The sequence below is a fragment of the Candidatus Accumulibacter aalborgensis genome, from assembly GCF_900089955.1.
In the GTDB taxonomy this organism is placed as follows: domain Bacteria; phylum Pseudomonadota; class Gammaproteobacteria; order Burkholderiales; family Rhodocyclaceae; genus Accumulibacter; species Accumulibacter aalborgensis.
Genome location: NZ_FLQX01000095.1, coordinates 67,622 through 85,020, shown reverse-complemented (window position 1 = coordinate 85,020; position 17,399 = coordinate 67,622). Strand labels below are relative to the sequence as shown.

Genomic DNA, 17,399 nt, shown 5'->3' with positions numbered 1-17,399 from the left:
CATTCTAACGCCAGTCACCCCGCAAGCCGGCGACGATCGCCTGCAGATGCTCTGGAGTCGCCGCAGCGGGCGCCACGGCCGAGCCCACGGTCAGTGCGATCGGCGAAAAAATCCCCCGGCGCAGCGGCTTGGTCATCGCCGGACCGTCCTTGCGGCTGAAGAAGCTGCCCCACAGGCCCTGCAGCGCCATCGGGATGACCGGCGCCGGCGTCCGCCCGACGATCCGCTGCACACCGGGGCGGAAGGGATAAAGCCCGCCGGTATCGGTGATCTTGCCCTCCGGGAAAATCGCCACCAGTTCTCCCGCCTCGAGTGCCCGTGCCACTTCCTCGAAGGCCGCCTCCATCATCTTCGCGTCTTCCCTGGCCGGCGCAATCGGGATCGCGTGCATGTGGCGAAAAACGAAGCTGATCACCGGCATGCGATAGATCCGGTAATCCATCACGAAGCGGATCGGCCGCGGGCTCGCCGCCGCGATGACCAGTGGATCGACAAAGCTGACGTGGTTGCAGATCAGCACCGCAGCCCCTTCTGGCGGGATGTTCTCTACACCTTTCTGCTGCAGGCGGTACACCGAGTGAATCAGCAGCCAGGCAATGAAGCGCAGCATGAATTCGGGCACCAGGCTGTAGATGTAGATCGCCACCGCGGCATTGCAGACTGCGGCGACACCGAACAGCGCCGGAATCGACAGGCCATCGCTGAGCAATCCAGCCGCGGCAAGAGAACCACAGACCATGAACAAGGCATTGAGGATGTTGTTGGCGGCGATGATTCGCGCCCGCTGTTCAGGCGCGCTGCGTATCTGGATCAGGGCATACAGCGGAACGATGAAGAAGCCACCGAACAGGCCCAGTGCGAACAGGTCGAAGAGGACCCGCCAGGTTTCGTGCACGGCGAGCAGACTACCCAGCGAAAGAGGCGCCCCCGCAGGCAGCAGCGCAGGCGAGGCGAAAACCAGATCGAGGCCGAAGATCGTCAGTCCGATCGAACCGAAGGGCACCAGGCCAACTTCGACGTGCCCCGCCGACAGGCGCTCACAGAGCAGCGATCCGAGGCCGATGCCGATGGTGAACACGGCCAGCAACAAAGTCACCGAGGTCTCGGCGCCGCCAAGAACGTTCTTTGCGTAGGCCGGGAACTGCGTCAGGAACAAGGCTCCGTAGAGCCAGAACCACGAGATGCCGAGAATCGACAGAAAAACGGTCCGGTTCTGGCGGGCAAAGCCGATGTTGCGCCAGGTCTCCGAGAAAGGGTTGAGGCTGACGACCAACTCCGGCGCCGGCGCTGGCGCCACCGGGATGCCGCGGCTGGTGAGATAACCCAGTACCGCGACCACCAGCCCGGCATAGGCTACCCAGGTCGGATGGCCGGCCGCCCCGGCGAGCAGGCCACCGGCCAGCGTGCCGATCAGGATGGCGACGAAGGTACCGGCTTCGACCAGCGCGTTGCCGCCGACCAGTTCGTTTTCATGCAGATGCTGCGGCAGGATGGCGTACTTCACCGGCCCGAACAGCGTCGAGTGCAGGCCGAGCAGAAACAGCGCCGTGAGCAGAACGGCCAGGCTGTGCATCGAGAAACCGAGCAAGGCGACGCCCATGATGACGATTTCAAGGAGCTTGACCAGCCTCGCCAGCCTGGCCTTGTCGTACTTGTCGGCTAACTGCCCGGCGGTCGCCGAAAACAGGAAGAACGGCAGAATGAAGATCCCCGCCGCCAGATTGGTCAACACCTCCGGCGTCAGCAGCGTCCAGTTCGCCGCCTGAAAGGTCAGCAGGACAACTAGCGCGTTCTTGAACAGATTGTCGTTGAATGCGCCGAGAAACTGTGTCCCGAAGAAGGGAGCGAAGCGGCGGGACGTGAGCAGTCCAAACTGAGAACTCATCAAGACTCCCTTGATCAGGTCTCGGCAACGCGCCGGCGATCGACCGTCACCCAGACCCTGAGTCGCGTCCACTCCCCGGGCAGCGAGCAAACTTCAATGCGACCGTTGTGCTTGCGCACAATGTTGTAAGACAAAGACATTCCGAGTCCGGTCCCCTTGCCGACCGGCTTGGTGGTGAAGAAAGGCTCGAAGATCCGCCGCTGAACCTCCTCGCTCATGCCGCGACCGTTGTCCTCGACCTCAACCCAGACCCACTCGTCCTGACAGCCGGTGGACAGCTTGATCGTTCCCATTCCCTTGCTCTCGTCCAACGCCTGCACAGCATTGATGATCAGGTTCATGAACACCTGGTTGAGTTGCGAGGCGAGACACTCGACCAGCGGCAGCCGGCCATAGTTCTTCTCGACAGTCGCCTTGTATTTGACCTCGTTCCACACCACGTTGAGCGTCGAGTCCAGACCCGCATTCAGGTCGGCGTACTGCCATTCCGTTTCATCAACGTGCGAGAAATCCTTCAGATTCTGGACGATCGTCTTCACCCGCAGCAGACCCTCGGCGCTTTCGCTGATCAGCAGCGGCAGGTCTTCCCGGATGAAGTCGAGATCGAGCGCCTGCTTCAAGTCAGTGATCGTCGCGCGCATCGGGAGATCGCTGATCTGCGTCTCAGCCGCCTGATAGGCGGCGATCAATTGCAGCATCTGCTCGCAATAGGTTTTCAAGGTCCCCAGATTAGAACTCACAAATCCGACCGGGTTGTTGATCTCGTGCGCCACGCCCGCCGCCAACTGGCCGATCGACGCCATCTTCTCCGATTGCAGCAACTGGTTCTGAGCTTCCTCAAGCTTTACGATGAGTTCGGCTTGCGCATCCTTCTCCCCCCTCAGCGCGGCAATCGCCTCCTGCCGACGGCCGTCGACCAATGCCGTATCCGTGTAATCGAAGACGGTACCGCAAACCAGCGACACCTCGCTGCCCGCCACCCGCAGCGGCAGAAAAGTCACGTTCTGGCGCATCGCGTCTATACCGCCGGTAATCGGCCGGTTGTGCGGAAAGCGGAACAGATAGGGCCTCTGCTCCCACAGGGTAAACGCGCTGTTGCCGAGAACAAAAACGCTTTCCAGCTTCTTCTCCAGCCAGCGCCGGGGCAGTTCGGGAAACATCGTAAACAGGTTCTGGCCCAGCATGTCGGCGCTCGATTTGCCGCTGTGCACCGCCATGAAGCGGTTCCAGAGGGCCACCGCACCGCTGCGGTCGACGGCAAATACGCCGACGTCGATGCGGTCAACCAGGAACTCGAGCAGCGCCAGCGACTGGCTGCTGTCAGGCGATGCTTGCACTCAGAGCTCCTCGATGAATCGGTCAAGCGCCCGCTGCAGAGCGGCGATCGCTTCTTCCGACATCAGCGTCACCAGATGACAGCGAAACACTCTGTCCTTGAGCCCGAAGCGCACTTCCACGACCAGCGCGCAGCGCGCGGCGATCGCTTCCACCTGAAGCAGTTCGCTGGCAGCGACGCCGTGCGCGAGCAGCGATGGTGCCGAGAAGCCGATCTCGGCACCGAGCAGATCGGCAATGCCGCCGAGGCACGCACCGACCAGAACATTGCTGATGTCGAGCAGCAATTCGGCGCCGGCCGAATCGTCTACGGCATCTTCGTAACCAAGCAACTCGGCCAGGTCGTGGGCCGAATGTTCGGCAAAGACCACGATGGCCTCGCCCCGCAAGTCGCCAAGAAAAGCCTGCCGCACGGCTGAAGCGATTCCGCCGCCCACCAGTTCCCCCAGTGCGGCGGGAATTTCCGCCGCCTGCAGCGTGCGGATCTGCGGCACCGACAGTTCGACGAATTCGCCAAGCACGCGAGCAAGCAAGGCGCCTGCCTGCCCCATACCGATGTTGGTCACTTCCTGCAAGGCCTCACGCTGGTCGTCGCTGATGAAAGATGTCGTCATACCAGCAACCCGTACTCTTTCAATACCGCCTTGATCCGCATGGCGTCCACCGGCTTCTTGATGAAGTCGATCGCCCCCAACTCACGGACGCGCGCCTGAGCCGCGTCCTGAATATCGGCTGAAACGACGATCACCAGACAGTTGAGATCCTCGTGGCGGAGAGTTTCGAGTACCTGGTAGCCATCCATTCCCGGCATCGTCAGATCCAGGAACATGACATCGACCCCGCCCTGCCGGTAACAGGACAGTGCTTCAAGACCATTCGAGGCTTGCGTGACGGTCACCTCCCAGTCCGACGGCAGGGCCCTAATCAGCATCTTGCGTGCCATCGGCGAATCATCGACGACCAGAACCGAAACAGCCATTTTGTCATCCTCCTTTTCGCATCTTACACTCAGCGCAGCCCGACAGGCCATAGGCAGCCGCTCTCTTTGCGCCTATAGTTCATGGTGCGCAGCCAACTCTCCTCGCAGCGTCGCTGCGCGAGATCAGCCATGATGACAGGCTCCGGCTTGCCGCCCGATCATTCGCCAAAGCGATCAAGATCGGTGATGATTGAGCCATCAAGGACATTGGCGGTACACAGCGCGTGGCAAAACTGTTGGGTGATGCCGCACCAACCCGACCTACGGACTGACAGACGATGATCGATCCCGCCTCTCCCATCTCCGACCAGGAGTTCGCGCTCTTCCAGCGACTGATCTACAAGCTGGCCGGCATCAACCTGTCGGACGCCAAACGCGTGCTCCTCGTCGGCCGGCTAGGCCGCCGTCTGAAACACCACCACTTCGACACCTATACACAGTATTACCGCTTGCTCTCCTCCGGTCAGCACGCCGACGAAGTTCAGCAGATGGTCGATCTCCTGACGACCAACGAGACCTACTTCTTCCGCGAGCCAAGGCACTTCGATTTTCTGCGCGATGTCGTCCTTGGCAAATGGCGCGGGCCGGGCACTTTCCGGATCTGGAGCGCCGCCAGCTCGACTGGCGAAGAGGCCTACTCAATGGCGATGGTACTTGCCGAGCATCGTTCGGTCGCCGCGTGGGAGGTTTTCGGCTCGGATATCAGCCTGACTGTCCTCGCCAGGGCGCGGGCCGGCATCTATACGCGCGAGCGGATCGATGGCATTCCACCCGGCTATCTGCACAAGCATTGCCTGAAGGGCGTGCGCCCGGAAGAAGGCAAGCTGCTGATCGATGGCCAGATCAAACAGCACGTCAGCTTTGCGCAGGTGAACCTGACCCTGCCGATCACCGGCGTCGGCAACTTCGAGGTCATTTTCCTGCGCAACGTGATGATCTATTTCGACACCGAAACGAAACGCAAGGTGATCGAGAACATGCTGCCGAGCCTTAAGCCGGGCGGCTATTTCATCGTCGGCCATTCGGAATCGCTGAACGGCATCACCACCAAGCTGAAGACCGTGCAGCCAACGATCTATCAGAAGCCACTCTGAAAGCGGAACGCTGAGGATCACCCCATGAAGCTGGGTTCAAAACTGATTCTGCAAACGGTATTGCCGGCGGTGGTCGCTGTTTCGGTGCTGCTCGGCATCGTCACGCTGGTGACCAGCAACGCGCTGCAGGATGCGGCCGAACGTAGCCTGGCCGCGGTCGCCGAAGCACGCCGCGAAGAAGTGCACAGCTATCTCCACCGAATGCAGCAAGACATCGTCTCAATGGGCAGTGCGCCGGCGGTCATCGAGGCACTCGGCGCCTTCTCGGCCGCTTTTGCGGCCTGCGGCAGCGCCGCCGACAGCCAACTACAGCAGCTCTACACGCGCACCGGCGAGCTTTCCGGCAACCACCGCGGTGCCTGCCAGAGCGGCTATGCCCGGGCGTACGGCCAGCATGACGCTTTCTTCCGCCAGCGCCACGTCACCTACGGCTGGCACGACATGCTGCTTGTCGACCGCCAGGGCAACGTCGTCTATTCGCTGGACAAGGGCAGCGATTTCGCCACCAATCTGCTCAGCGGCCCGTGGCGGCAAAGCGGCCTGGCGCGCGCCGCCAGCATTGCCCTGCACGAATCCGTGAGCGGTGTGCCGGTTTTTTCCGACGCCGAACGCTATCCGCCGGCGGGCAACCGCGCCGGCATGTTCCTCGCGATCCCGCTGCTCGAACCCGGCAGCGGGCAGCCACTGGGTGCGCTGGCCGTGCGCATCGCTTTCGAGCCGCTCGACAAGCTGACGCATTTCAAGGCCGGGCTCGGCGAGAGCGGCGAAGCCTTCCTCGTCGGAACCGCTGGCTGGCTACTGACCAACACCTTCTTCGACAAGGAATCCTCGGTCCTCGGCCGACAGCTCAAAACCGAGGCCGTACGCCGCGTTCTCGCCGGCGATGAAGGCAGCGATCAGCTCGCCGATTATCGCGGTCAGCAATCGTTCATCGCCTGGCGGCCCTTGCAACCCTTTGCCGGCGCGCTCGGCGACCAGCCGCGCTGGGGTGTGATCGCCAAGATCGGCCGCGACGAAGCGCTCGCCAGCCTGCATTCGCTGCAATGGCTGATGCTCGCCAGCGGTCTGCTAATCGCCCTGGCGGCGATCGTTCTCGGCGTCGTGTTCACGCAGCGCCTGTTCGGCCCGGTGCTGGCGATGCGAGACGCGCTGACGCGCCTGGCCAACGGCGAAAGGACGAGCATCCCCGGCGGTGATCGCCGCGATGAGATCGGCGAAATGGCGCAGGCGGCAGAGAAATTCCGTGAGTTGTCGGAAGGCGTCGCCCGCGACCGCTGGCTGCGCGAACACGTCGCCGCGCTGACCACCGCGGTCAGCCAGGAGACGCACCTCGCCGGGGTTGCCGAAATTATCCTGGCGCTCTTGCGCCGACAGCTCGATATTCCCGTCGCTTCGTTCTTTCTGCGCGACGCCGGCGGCGACTACCGGCGAGCCGGCGCGCAGGGGCTGGCGCGGCGCAGCCAGTGCGTGGACCGTTTCGCGCCCGGTGAATCGCTGGTCGGCCAATGCGCTCGCGACGGCCAGCCGGTGGTCTTGTCGCCGGTGCCCGGCGGTCTGACGCTGATCAGTACCGGGCTGGCCGAGTTTCCGCCCGAAGAGCTGGTGCTCTACCCGATCAGGCATCAGGACGAGACGCTGGCGGTCGTCGAACTGGCCTCGACCCACCGGCTATCGTCCGACGAGCACGCCTTTCTCGCCGCACTGGTCGGTCCGCTCGGCCTGCACCTGGCCAACATCGATGCCGCCGAACGTAACGTCGCTCTGTTGGAGGAAAGTCGCGCGCAGGCGGCGATCCTGGAACAGCAGAAGGCCGAACTCGGCCAAAAGAATACCGAGATGCAGGCGCTGACCGACGAAATGCGCGCTCAGTCCATCGAGCTCAAGGCGCAGAACGAGGCCTTTCGTACCAACCAGGAGGAATTGCGCGCCCAGCAGGAGGAACTGGCGCACCAGAACCAGACGCTTGAAGCTCAGGGCCGGCAGCTTGACTTCAGCCGCCAGGACGCAGAGGCGCGGGCGCGCGAGCTGGCCCAGTCGAACCGCTACAAGTCGCAGTTTCTGGCCAACATGTCGCACGAACTGCGCACGCCATTGAACAGCATCCTGATCCTCGCCCGACATCTCGCCGAGAACACCGGCGGCCACCTCGATGGCGACGAGGTCGAGTCGGCGAGCGTCATCCACGAGAGCGGCAACCAACTGCTGTCGCTGATCAACGACATCCTCGACCTGTCGAGAATCGAGGCTGGCAAGCTAGAGGTGCGCGCCGAGGACTTCCCCATCGCCGATCTGCTGCACTACCTGCGGAGGTTGATCGAGCCACTCGCCGAAAAGAAGTCGATAGGCTTTACCATCGACGCCGGTGCGTCCGACCTGGGAACGATGCGCAGCGACCGTCGTCTGCTGACCCAGGTGCTGACCAATCTCCTGTCGAACGCGGTCAAGTTCACCGACCACGGCGCGGTCCGCCTCACCGTGCGCCCCGTGGACGATGACATCTGCTTCGAAGTCGTTGACAGCGGGATCGGCATTGCGGGCGACCAGATCGGGCACATCTTCGGCGCCTTCCAGCAGATCGACGGTGGCACCGCGCGCAAGTACGGCGGCTCCGGACTCGGCCTGGCGATCAGCCGCCACCTCGTCGAGCTGCTGGGCGGTGCGATCGAAGTCGACAGTACGCCGGGCAGCGGCAGCCGTTTCTCCGTGCGCATGCCGCGCGTCACCCCGGCCACTGGTGCCAGCGGGCCGCGTCCGGCGCCAGCGGCACCGCCGGCCACCACTGCTCTCCCGCAGGGGCTGATCCTGGTCGTCGAGGACGATGACCGGCTGCTACCGATCGTCGTCCGCCTGATCGAAACGTTGGGCTACCCCGTACGCGCCGTGGGCAGCGGCGAAGAAGCGCTCGCGGCTATCGCTGCCGAGCGCCCGGCCGGCGTGCTCCTCGACCTCGGCCTGCCCGGCGTCTCCGGAATGGAAGTACTGCGGCGGATCAGGTCCGCTCCGGCGACCACCGACCTTCCGGTCACCATAATGTCCGGCGCCGCCGATTCCGGCGAGGCGCAAACGCTTGGCGCCGCTGGCTATATCCGCAAGCCGATCACCCGCGATGCCGTGCAAAGGGCGATCCGCGGCATGCTCGACGCTGCGCCGCCGCTGCCCTCGGCACCCGCCACCGCCAGGCCACGGGTACTACTGGTCGAAGACGACGAAGCGGGCAGCCTGGCGGTGCGCGTGCTGTTCAAGGATACGGCCATCGAGTTCAGCGTCGTCAAGGACGGTAGCGCCGGTCTGGCGGCGCTCCAGGCGACGCGTTTCGATGCCGTGATTCTCGACCTCACGCTGCCGGACATGAGCGGCTTCGAGTGGCTGGAGCGCGTTGCGACCGAGACCCCGATGCATCCGCCGGTCATCGTCTATTCGGCATGCGACCTCGACGACGCCGGACTGCTGCGCCTGCGCACGCATGCCCAGGCGGTGATTGCCAAGGGGCGGCTCAACGGCCAGACCAGCCAGCGGCTGCGCGAGGAGGTCTTGCTGGCCCTTGCTGCGCCGGCGCGCGAGCCGTTTGCAGCGCCGCCCGCAGCGGCCAGACGCGGCGCGCTGCTGGTCGTCGATGACGACGTGCGCAGCCAGTCGGCACTGTCGAAGGTGTTGCGCTCCCGCGGCTTTGCGGTGAGCGTCGCGACCAGCGGAGCGCAGGCCTTGGAGATGCTCGCCGGCGGGCAATTCGATGCCCTACTGACCGACATCATGATGCCGGAAATGGACGGCTTCGAGCTGATCCGCCGTCTGCGCAGCGGCGCTGCCCAGACCATGCCGATCATCGCCGTCACCGCCAAAGCGATGCCCGCCGACATCGATCTGTGCCTCGCCGCCGGCGCCACCGACTATCTCGCCAAGCCGGTCGATATCGACCAGCTACTGAAGCTGCTCGACAAATGCCTCTGAAGCGCAAATCCGGCCGCGCCATCGAACAGCTTGAGACCGAACTGCTGTTGCTCGCTCTGCGCGAGGGCTACGGCTACGACTTCAGCGGTTACGCCCGCGCCTCGCTGATCCGCCGTCTGCGGCAACTGGTCGATTTCTTCGCCGTCGACAGCCTCGCCGACCTGGTGCCGGCCCTGCTGCGCGACGAGCGCGTGGCGCAGGCAGTCATCAACTACGTCTCGGTTCCGGTTTCCGAGTTCTTCCGCGACCCGTCGGTCTGGCAGTACGTTCGCCAACGGGTGATGCCGGAACTGGAAAGCTTCCCGCGCATCAACGTCTGGCAGATCGGCTGCGGCCACGGCCAGGAGACCTGGTCGGTCGCCATTCTGCTGCACGAGTGCGGTCTCGCGCACAGGGTGAGGATGGTCACCACCGACATCAGTGCCGACCTGCTGGCCAGTGCGCGGCGTGGCCGCTGGCCAGCACAGGAGTTCGACGCCTGGCGCGCCAACTACCTCGCTGCCGGCGGCAGCGCGCTCTTCAACGACTACTTCGAGGCCAGCGGCAACGGCGGCGAAATCGCGATTCGCGCCGACCGCCTGCCAGCGATCGAGTTCGTCGAACACAACCTGGTGACCGATGACGCCTTCCTCGAAACGCAGTTCGTCATCTGCCGCAACGTGCTCATCTATTTCGGCGATGCCCTGCAGGCGCGGGCGCTCGGTGTCTTCGAGCGCAGCCTCGAACGCGGCGGCTTCCTGCTGCTCGGCCACTGCGAGACCATCCCCGACGGCGAAGGAACCTGGGCGGCCGTGCAGCCGGAACTGCGGGTGTTTCGCCGGACCATGGCGCGGACGACATGAACGGACTGCTGGTCGTCGGTTTCTCCGCTGGCGGCAGCGCGCCGATGCGCACGCTGCTCGCTGCCCTCGGGCCGGACTACCCGCTACCGCTGGCCATGGTCGCGCACCTGCCGGCGGGCACGGGTGCCGGTTTCACAGCGCTGCTCGCCTCCGCCGGCGGGCTGCCGCCCGCCTTCGCCAGCGACAAGCAGGCGATCGTCCCGGGCCACGCCTGGGTGGGTCCGGCCGACTACCATCTGCTGATCGAAAACGGCAAGCGCTTCGCGCTTTCGGTCGACCCGCAGGTGAACTTCGTTCGGCCAAGCATCGACGTGCTCTTCGAAAGCGCTGCGCAAGCCTTCGGCAAGCGGCTGATTGCGCTGACCCTCTCCGGCGCCAGTTCCGACGGCGCCAGGGGAATGGCCAGCGTCAGGCAAGGCGGTGGGCTGACCATCGCACTGACCGCCGACGCGTGCGATCACAGGACGCTGGCCGATGCCGTCGCCAGGCACGTCGAGGTCGATTACTGCGTTGGCCTCGACGAGATCATCACTTTACTGCGAGCGGTTGGCTAGACTGATGAACCTAAAAACCTCTGTTGGCGAGGGAAAATTCCGTTCATGCTTCGACAGGCTCAGCACGAACGGGATTTTTTTGGCTCACCCAACGGGTGAGCTTCCGTTCGCCCTGAGCAGCCCGCGTAGCGGGCGTGTCGAAGGGCTCTCGTGTCATCAACAAAGGTTTCTAGGATGAACAGTCTGCCGAAAATCCTCGTCGTCGATGACATCGCCGCCAACCGCCTGGCGATGCGCACCGCGCTCAGGAGCATCGAGGCGACGATCGTCGAAGCCGGCAACGGTTTCGACGCACTGGCCATCACCCTCGAAAGCGATTTCGCGCTGATCCTGCTCGACGTTCAGATGCCCGAGATGGATGGCTTCGAAGTCTGCGAACGGCTGCGCGCCAATCCACAGACCGCCGATACGCCGGTGATCTTTGTCAGCGCCGCCAACAAGGCTGACGAGGACCGCCTGCGCGGTTACCTGACCGGCGCCACTGATTATCTTTCAAAGCCGGTCAACGACCAGATCCTGCGCGCCAAGACACAGGTCTTCCTGCGCCTCTACCGGCAGAATCGTGAACTGCAGGCGGCACTCGCCGCAGCACACGCGGCCGAACGCGCCAAGGACGCTTTTCTGGCCAACGTCAGCCATGAACTGAGGACCCCGCTGACCGCCGTCATCGGGCTTTCGGCGCTGGCGCGCCGGAGCTGCACCGATGCCCGCCAGCGCGCCTATCTGGACCAGGTGAATGACGCCGGCCAGGCGCTGCTGGCGATCATCAACGACCTGCTCGATCTGACCAAGATCGCTGTCGGCGAACTGCAGTTCGAAGCGGCGCCGTTCAGCTTGCGCCAGACGACCGCGCGCGTGCTCTCGGTGATCGGCCACCTCGCTGCCAGCAAGGGGCTGCTGCTGCACGCGGAGACCGACGAAACGCTTCCTGATGCGCTGGTCGGCGATTCGCTGCGCATCGAGCAGATCATGTTCAACCTGCTCAACAACGCGATCAAGTTCACCGAGGCCGGGCGCATCGTCTTGCGCATCGCGATGGAGGAACGCGACGAGCAACGCGTCGGCGTGCAGATCGAGATCGAGGATTCCGGAATAGGCATGAGTGAAGACGAGATGGCCCAGATCTTCAAACCTTTCGTTCAGGCCGACGCGTCGATTTCGCGCAAGCATGGTGGCACCGGGCTTGGCCTGGCGATCTGCAAACAACTGGCCGAGGGAATGGGCGGAGCGATCGAGGTCAGCAGTCGCCCCGGCCAGGGCACATGCTTCCGGGTCCGGCTGTCGCTCGGTCTGGCAGGTGCCGACAATCTTCCGCCCGCCGACGGCCCGGACGGCAGCCTGGATCTGCCGATGCGTTACCCCGGCGCGCGCGTGCTGGTGGTCGACGACCAGCCGCTCAACCGAGAGGTCGTCTTCGAACTGCTCGGCACGGTCGGCATCGTCCCCAGCCTGGCCGAGAATGGCCAGCAGGCGGTGGACATTCTCGCCGCCTCCGGCCCCGAGGCTTTCGACCTGGTGCTGATGGATATCCAGATGCCGGTCATGGACGGCTTGACGGCCGTACGCCGAATCCGCGACTTACCGGGCTTTGCCGAGTTGCCGATCGTCGCCATGACCGCACACACGATGGTGCACGAAAGAAAGGGACACCTGGCAGACGGGATGAACGACCATATCGGCAAGCCGTTTTCGCTGCCGAACTTCCTTGCGCTGCTCGCCCGATGGCTGGCGCCGCACATCGACCCCCCGGCCGAACGGCTCGCGACAGCCGCCGAAAGCACCATCGGCGACGCCGGAGAGGGCGGGCTGTCGGCAATCGCCGGCCTCGACAGCGAGGCGGCGCTGGAGCGCTTCGCCGGCAACAGCGCGCGCTACCGACACTGGCTGGGAGAATTCGTCGGCGAGTCGGCCGGCTTCGCCGCTGCCATCGACGCCCTGCTGGCCAGCGGTGCGCGGGAAGCGGCCCGACAGGCAACGCACGCCTTCAAGGGCCGCGTCGGCATGCTCGGAATGAGTGAACTACAGCGCCAGGCTGCGTTGCTCGAAAAGGCGATCAAAGCCGGCAAGCCGAGCGGCAGACTCCGCCAGCGACTGGCGGCTTCCATAGAAGCCATGGGAGCCAGTGTACGGGCAGCAATTGCGCTGCCGCAGAGACCACCACTCGGCGCGGTGACTCGACCCGACGGGCCCAGACCGCCATCGATCGATGCGCTGCTCATCCTCTTCGCGGCGGCCGATGGGGGCAGCGCCGCAGCGATTGAAGCAGCGCTGGCGGAGCTGTACGACACGCCCTGGTCAGCGCTGCTGCAAGCGGCGCTGCTCGCCGTACGGCGCTTCGATTTCGAAGCGGCATGCCGCCTGTTCGCTTATGATCGGACGACAAACTACCCTCCGGGGACGCCATGAAAACCATCCTCCTGATCGATGACGACCCAGCCACGCTGGAAGTGATCAACGAATGCCTGCGCCCGCACTTCCGGACGCGTATCGCTACCCGAGGCGGCAGGGGGCTCGAACTGGCGCGCATGGCGCCGGCACCCGACCTGGTGCTGCTCGATCTCGAACTGCCTGACATGAACGGCTACCAGGTTTGCTCGGCACTGAAGAACGACGCGACGACCGCCGACATGCCGGTCATCTTCCTCTCCAGCCACTCCGATATCGCCGACATCACCCGCGGTCTCGAACTCGGCGCTGTTGACTATGTGCCGAAACCGGTCGCGCCGCCGATCCTGCTGGCCCGCGTACGTACCCACTTGCGACTGCGCGAGGCGCAGATTCATCTGGCCGACCGCAACCTCCATCTCGAATCACTGGTCTCCGAACGTACGCGCGCGCTGGAGCGCAACCAGGAAGTGACGATCGTGGCGCTCGGCGCAGTCGCTGAAACGCGCGACAACGAAACCGGCAATCACATCCACCGGACGCGCGCCTACGTCGAGTTGCTGGTCGAAAACCTGTTGCAGCAGCCCGCCCAGCGGCGTCGACTGGCGCCCGAAGAATGGGCGCTGATCTGGAAGTGCGCGCCTTTGCACGATATCGGCAAGGTCGGCATTCCCGACCAGATCCTGCTCAAGCCGGGACCGCTCGATGCCAGCGAATTCGCAATCATGAAGCAGCACACGACGCTTGGCCGCGACGCCCTGCGCGCCGCCGAATTGCGTGTCGATACGCACGACCCATTCCTGCGCATCGCCGCGGAGATCGTCTATTCGCATCATGAGCGTTGGGACGGATCGGGCTATCCGCAAGGCCTCTGCGGCGAGGCCATCCCGCTCCCCGCGCGGCTGATGGCGATCGCCGACGTCTACGACGCGCTGATCAGCAAGCGCGTCTACAAAGCCGCCCTGCCGCACGGCCAAGCGGTGGACATCATCCGCCAGGGGTGCGGCGCGCATTTCGACCCGCTGGTCGTCGACTGCTTCCTGATCTGCGCCGAGAAGTTCAGCGAGATCGCCGCGCGGCACCCCGACACGCGGGCAGCCGGGTGAAGAAAACCCCTCCCATGCGCTGCATGGGGCCGTCGACCGAGTTGATCGCATTATGAGCGACCGTCCGATCCAGGTGTTGATCATCGACGACTCGGCGCTGGTCCGCCAGGTCGTCTCGCGGGCGATTGCCGGCGAGGCCGGCATCGAGGTCATGGCCACCGCTTCCAACACGGCCTTTGCCATGGAGAGGATGCGCCAGCGCTGGCCGGACGTGGTCATCCTGGACATCGAAATGCCGCGCATGGACGGACTCTCTTTCCTGCGCAAGCTGATGAGCGAGCGCCCGACGCCGGTGATCATCTGTTCCTCGCTGGCCATGACCGGCAGCGGCGCGCTGACGCAGGCTCTTGCCGCCGGCGCGGTCAGCATCGTCAGCAAGCCGAAGTCCGGCCTCAACGGTTTCCTCGAAGACGCCGCGAACGACATCATCGCGGCGATTCGCGCTGCCGCCCGCGCGAAAGTCGGACTGCCGAGGCGCCCGGACGCCACCAGCCGACCGCTTCACCCCGCGCAAGCGCTGCTGCCGGAGCGCCGCGCGCTCAACACCGCTGACGTGATCCTGCCCGCCGGAACGAGCGCGACGCTGAAAACCACTGACCAGGTGATCGCCATCGGCACCTCGACCGGCGGCACGCAGGCGCTTGAGGCGGTGCTGACGCGCCTGCCGGTCACCGTGGCCGGCCTCGTCGTCGTCCAGCACATGCCCGAGCAGTTCACCGCAATGTTCGCTGAGCGCCTGAATTCGCTGTCGGCCATCGAGGTCCGCGAAGCCAGGAACAATGATCGCGTGTTGCCGGGGCGCGCGCTGATCGCCCCCGGCGGCAAACACCTGCTCTTGAAGCGCACTGGCGCGCAGTACCACGTCGAGGTGCTCGACGGCCCTCTGGTCAATCGCCACAAGCCCTCGGTCGATGTACTCTTTCGCTCGGTGGCCCGCTTTGCCGGCGCCAACGCGACCGGGGTGATCATGACCGGCATGGGCGGCGACGGCGCGCTCGGACTCAAGGAGATGAACGACGCCGGCGCTGCGACGATCGCCCAGGACGAAGCCTCATGCGTGGTTTTCGGCATGCCCAGGGAAGCGATCAAGCTCGGCGCTGCCGACCGGGTTCTGCCGCTGAACCAGATCGCGTCGGCGCTGATCGAAGCCGGCCGGCGCTAGCCTCGACACATGGCCCCGGCGCGATGCCCAGGAAAGGATGAAACACGGCCATGGAACGATGTCCGATTCTCTGCAAAACTGCCGCCGAGCTGATCCGTGGTGAGGTGACTTTCCCAACTCATGCCGTTAGACCAAATAGGTACCCAGGAGAATGAGATGATCTTCGAACAAGTAGCAACCGGCGGCTGCCAGTCCTACCTGGTCGGCTGCAGTGACACCCGCGTGGCGGCGCTGATCGATCCAGAAATCAGCCAGATTGATCACTACATTGCACTCGCTGCCCGGGACGGCTTGCGTATCCGCTACCTGATCGACACGCATACGCACGCTGACCATTTCTCGGCGACCAGGCAACTCGCGCGGCAAATGGGTGTGCCCGTGGTGATGCACCGAGCGAGTTCGGCGCTATTTGTGGACATGCGGATCGGCGATGGCGAAATGGTCATCGTCGGAAAGCTGCGCTTGCAGGCTATCCACACGCCTGGCCACACGCGCGACTCGATGTGCCTGCTGGTCGAGGACCGTCTGTTCACTGGCGATACCCTGCTGATCGGTGCCACTGGCCGTACCGACTTGCCGAGCGGCGACCCGGAGGCACTCTACGATAGCCTGTTCGATCGCCTTCTGCGACTGGACCCGGACCTCAAAGTCTTTCCGGCGCACGACTACAAGGGTCACCAAAGCTCGACGATCGGGCAGGAGATGGCCACCAATCCACGCCTGCAGAAGCGCGATCGCGCTGCCTTCGTAGAGATGATGCAGAACCTCAATCTCTCGATGCCGACGCATGTCACGGAGGCCTTGCGCACCAACCTGAGCGGTGGAAAATCCGTCGCGCAACTGCTCACCGAGGCCGCTGCGCGCGTGCCATTCATGTCACTCGACGAACTCAAGGCACGCGTCGAGGCCGCCGACGAGGACTTGACCATCCTCGACGTACGCGAGCGCGAAGCTTACGAGAGCGGACATATTCCCGGCGCCCGCCTGCTGCCGCGCGGCCAACTCGAATTGCGGGTCAACCAGGAGCTGCCCGACCCGACGAGACTGATTCTCGCCTGCTGCGAACTGGGCTATATCTCAACGCTGGCAGCGTCCACCTTGCGCGAGATGGGATTCCTGCACACCGTGGCACTTGACGGAGGAATGAAGGGCTGGCGAGAAGCAGGCTATCCGCTCACGCAGGGACGCGAAGCGTGATCCGATTGCCGCGCCGTCGACCCACGATGGTTGTACACGAGGTCGTCAAAGGTCTTCGTTTCACTGCCGAGAAGCGTGCACATCGCCATCCGGAGGAACGGGGAACTGTTGCACGCCCACGCGCGTGCTGTTGAGCGCTGCCATTGGCCTTGACCACCCGCTGCTGCGCCGATACAGTGGCGATGACAAGCGTAGCGCGGTCTTCGCCTGTCATTTGGCGTTCCCCCTACAATAGGCAAGAAGGAGACAACCATGGGACTTCACATTGGCGACGAGGCACCGGATTTCAGCGCTCCAACGACCGAAGGCACCGTCCGCTTCCATGAATGGATCGGTGACAGTTGGGTCATCCTGTTCTCACACCCCAAGGACTTCACCCCCGTTTGCACGACGGAGCTGGGCTACCTCGCCCGCCTGAAACCGGAATTCGACAAGCGCAACACCAAGGTCATCGGCCTGTCGATCGATAGCGTCGACGACCACCAGCGCTGGGCCGGCGACATCGCTGAAACGCAGGGGACGGCACTCAATTACCCGCTGATCGGCGATACCGACCTCGTCGTCGCCAAGCTCTACGACATGATTCATCCGAACGCCAGCGGCAACGCCGCCAGCCGCAGCGCGGTCGATAATGCGACCGTGCGCTCGGTGTTCCTGATCGGCCCGGACAAGAAAATCAAGCTCACGATGACCTATCCGATGAGCGCCGGGCGCAACTTCGACGAGGTGCTGCGCGCTCTCGACGCCGTCCAGCTCAACGCAAAGCACACCGTGGCCACGCCGGTCAACTGGCGTCCGGGCGAGGATGTGATCATCCCGACCTCCGTTTCCGATGAAGCCGCCAAGGCCAAGTATCCGGACGGCTGGAAAACACTCAAACCCTATCTGCGCGTAGTGTCGCAGCCAAAGTAA

The 17,399-nt window shown here is 64.2% G+C and carries 13 protein-coding genes; 9 read left to right on the top strand and 4 right to left on the bottom strand.

The window, feature by feature from the left end; all coding sequences use genetic code 11:
- Window positions 1-4 precede the first annotated feature (4 nt).
- From ACCAA_RS06860 to ACCAA_RS06845, 4 genes are read right to left on the bottom strand one after another with little or no spacing between them, the layout of a single operon-like run.
- The gene (locus ACCAA_RS06860) at window positions 5-1,885 is read right to left on the bottom strand and encodes an MFS transporter (RefSeq protein WP_186406481.1); all 1,881 of its coding nucleotides are present in this window, start codon (window positions 1,883-1,885) and stop codon (window positions 5-7) included.
- Window positions 1,886-1,899: 14 nt separating this feature from the next.
- Complete coding sequence (locus ACCAA_RS06855; protein WP_245754476.1) at window positions 1,900-3,222, bottom strand: ATP-binding protein; 1,323 nt, start codon at window positions 3,220-3,222, stop codon at window positions 1,900-1,902.
- Window positions 3,223-3,834 (bottom strand): hypothetical protein, encoded by a 612-nt coding sequence (locus ACCAA_RS06850; protein WP_186406480.1) that lies wholly within the window; start codon window positions 3,832-3,834, stop codon window positions 3,223-3,225.
- Window positions 3,831-4,199, bottom strand: a complete 369-nt coding sequence (locus ACCAA_RS06845) for a response regulator (protein WP_186406479.1) — start codon at window positions 4,197-4,199, stop codon at window positions 3,831-3,833. The genes ACCAA_RS06850 and ACCAA_RS06845 overlap by 4 nt, the downstream gene beginning before the upstream one ends.
- A 278-nt stretch (window positions 4,200-4,477) precedes the next feature.
- On the opposite strand from ACCAA_RS06845, the gene ACCAA_RS06840 reads away from it, so the two are divergent.
- The 9 genes from ACCAA_RS06840 to ACCAA_RS06800 all read left to right on the top strand — a co-directional run bounded on the left by ACCAA_RS06840 (window position 4,478) and on the right by ACCAA_RS06800 (window position 17,399).
- Complete coding sequence (locus tag ACCAA_RS06840; protein WP_186406478.1) at window positions 4,478-5,293, top strand: CheR family methyltransferase; 816 nt, start codon at window positions 4,478-4,480, stop codon at window positions 5,291-5,293.
- A gap of 24 nt (window positions 5,294-5,317) precedes the next feature.
- Window positions 5,318-9,241 carry a response regulator gene (locus ACCAA_RS06835; protein ID WP_186406477.1) on the top strand — a complete coding sequence of 1,308 codons (3,924 nt, stop codon included), beginning with the start codon at window positions 5,318-5,320 and terminating at the stop codon, window positions 9,239-9,241.
- Window positions 9,232-10,083 carry a CheR family methyltransferase gene (locus ACCAA_RS06830; protein ID WP_186406476.1) on the top strand — a complete coding sequence of 284 codons (852 nt, stop codon included), beginning with the start codon at window positions 9,232-9,234 and terminating at the stop codon, window positions 10,081-10,083. Before ACCAA_RS06835 ends, ACCAA_RS06830 begins: the two co-directional genes overlap by 10 nt.
- The gene (locus ACCAA_RS06825; RefSeq protein WP_186406475.1) at window positions 10,080-10,637 is read left to right on the top strand and encodes a chemotaxis protein CheB; all 558 of its coding nucleotides are present in this window, start codon (window positions 10,080-10,082) and stop codon (window positions 10,635-10,637) included. The genes ACCAA_RS06830 and ACCAA_RS06825 overlap by 4 nt, the downstream gene beginning before the upstream one ends.
- A 174-nt stretch (window positions 10,638-10,811) precedes the next feature.
- Window positions 10,812-13,043, top strand: coding sequence for a response regulator (locus ACCAA_RS06820; protein WP_186406474.1), 2,232 nt, complete (start codon window positions 10,812-10,814; stop codon window positions 13,041-13,043).
- Window positions 13,040-14,128, top strand: a complete 1,089-nt coding sequence (locus tag ACCAA_RS06815; RefSeq protein ID WP_186406473.1) for an HD-GYP domain-containing protein — start codon at window positions 13,040-13,042, stop codon at window positions 14,126-14,128. Before ACCAA_RS06820 ends, ACCAA_RS06815 begins: the two co-directional genes overlap by 4 nt.
- Before the next feature lie 52 nt (window positions 14,129-14,180).
- Window positions 14,181-15,290 (top strand): protein-glutamate methylesterase/protein-glutamine glutaminase, encoded by a 1,110-nt coding sequence (locus ACCAA_RS06810; RefSeq protein ID WP_186406472.1) that lies wholly within the window; start codon window positions 14,181-14,183, stop codon window positions 15,288-15,290.
- A gap of 156 nt (window positions 15,291-15,446) precedes the next feature.
- Window positions 15,447-16,487: an MBL fold metallo-hydrolase gene (locus tag ACCAA_RS06805; protein ID WP_186406471.1), complete on the top strand. Its 1,041-nt coding sequence runs from the start codon at window positions 15,447-15,449 to the stop codon at window positions 16,485-16,487.
- A 252-nt stretch (window positions 16,488-16,739) separates the two neighbouring features.
- Complete coding sequence (locus ACCAA_RS06800; protein WP_186406470.1) at window positions 16,740-17,399, top strand: peroxiredoxin; 660 nt, start codon at window positions 16,740-16,742, stop codon at window positions 17,397-17,399.

Bases quoted from the DNA above. Each gene is read 5' to 3' on its own strand.
- ACCAA_RS06860 (WP_186406481.1), bottom strand. From the start codon at position 1,885: ATGAGTTCTCAGTTTGGACTGCTCACGTCCCGCCGCTTCGCTCCCTTC.
- ACCAA_RS06850 (WP_186406480.1), bottom strand. From the start codon at position 3,834: ATGACGACATCTTTCATCAGCGACGACCAGCGTGAGGCCTTGCAGGAA.
- ACCAA_RS06845 (WP_186406479.1), bottom strand. From the start codon at position 4,199: ATGGCTGTTTCGGTTCTGGTCGTCGATGATTCGCCGATGGCACGCAAG.
- ACCAA_RS06840 (WP_186406478.1), top strand. From the start codon at position 4,478: ATGATCGATCCCGCCTCTCCCATCTCCGACCAGGAGTTCGCGCTCTTC.
- ACCAA_RS06835 (WP_186406477.1), top strand. From the start codon at position 5,318: ATGAAGCTGGGTTCAAAACTGATTCTGCAAACGGTATTGCCGGCGGTG.
- ACCAA_RS06830 (WP_186406476.1), top strand. From the start codon at position 9,232: ATGCCTCTGAAGCGCAAATCCGGCCGCGCCATCGAACAGCTTGAGACC.
- ACCAA_RS06825 (WP_186406475.1), top strand. From the start codon at position 10,080: ATGAACGGACTGCTGGTCGTCGGTTTCTCCGCTGGCGGCAGCGCGCCG.
- ACCAA_RS06820 (WP_186406474.1), top strand. From the start codon at position 10,812: ATGAACAGTCTGCCGAAAATCCTCGTCGTCGATGACATCGCCGCCAAC.
- ACCAA_RS06815 (WP_186406473.1), top strand. From the start codon at position 13,040: ATGAAAACCATCCTCCTGATCGATGACGACCCAGCCACGCTGGAAGTG.
- ACCAA_RS06810 (WP_186406472.1), top strand. From the start codon at position 14,181: ATGAGCGACCGTCCGATCCAGGTGTTGATCATCGACGACTCGGCGCTG.
- ACCAA_RS06805 (WP_186406471.1), top strand. From the start codon at position 15,447: ATGATCTTCGAACAAGTAGCAACCGGCGGCTGCCAGTCCTACCTGGTC.
- ACCAA_RS06800 (WP_186406470.1), top strand. From the start codon at position 16,740: ATGGGACTTCACATTGGCGACGAGGCACCGGATTTCAGCGCTCCAACG.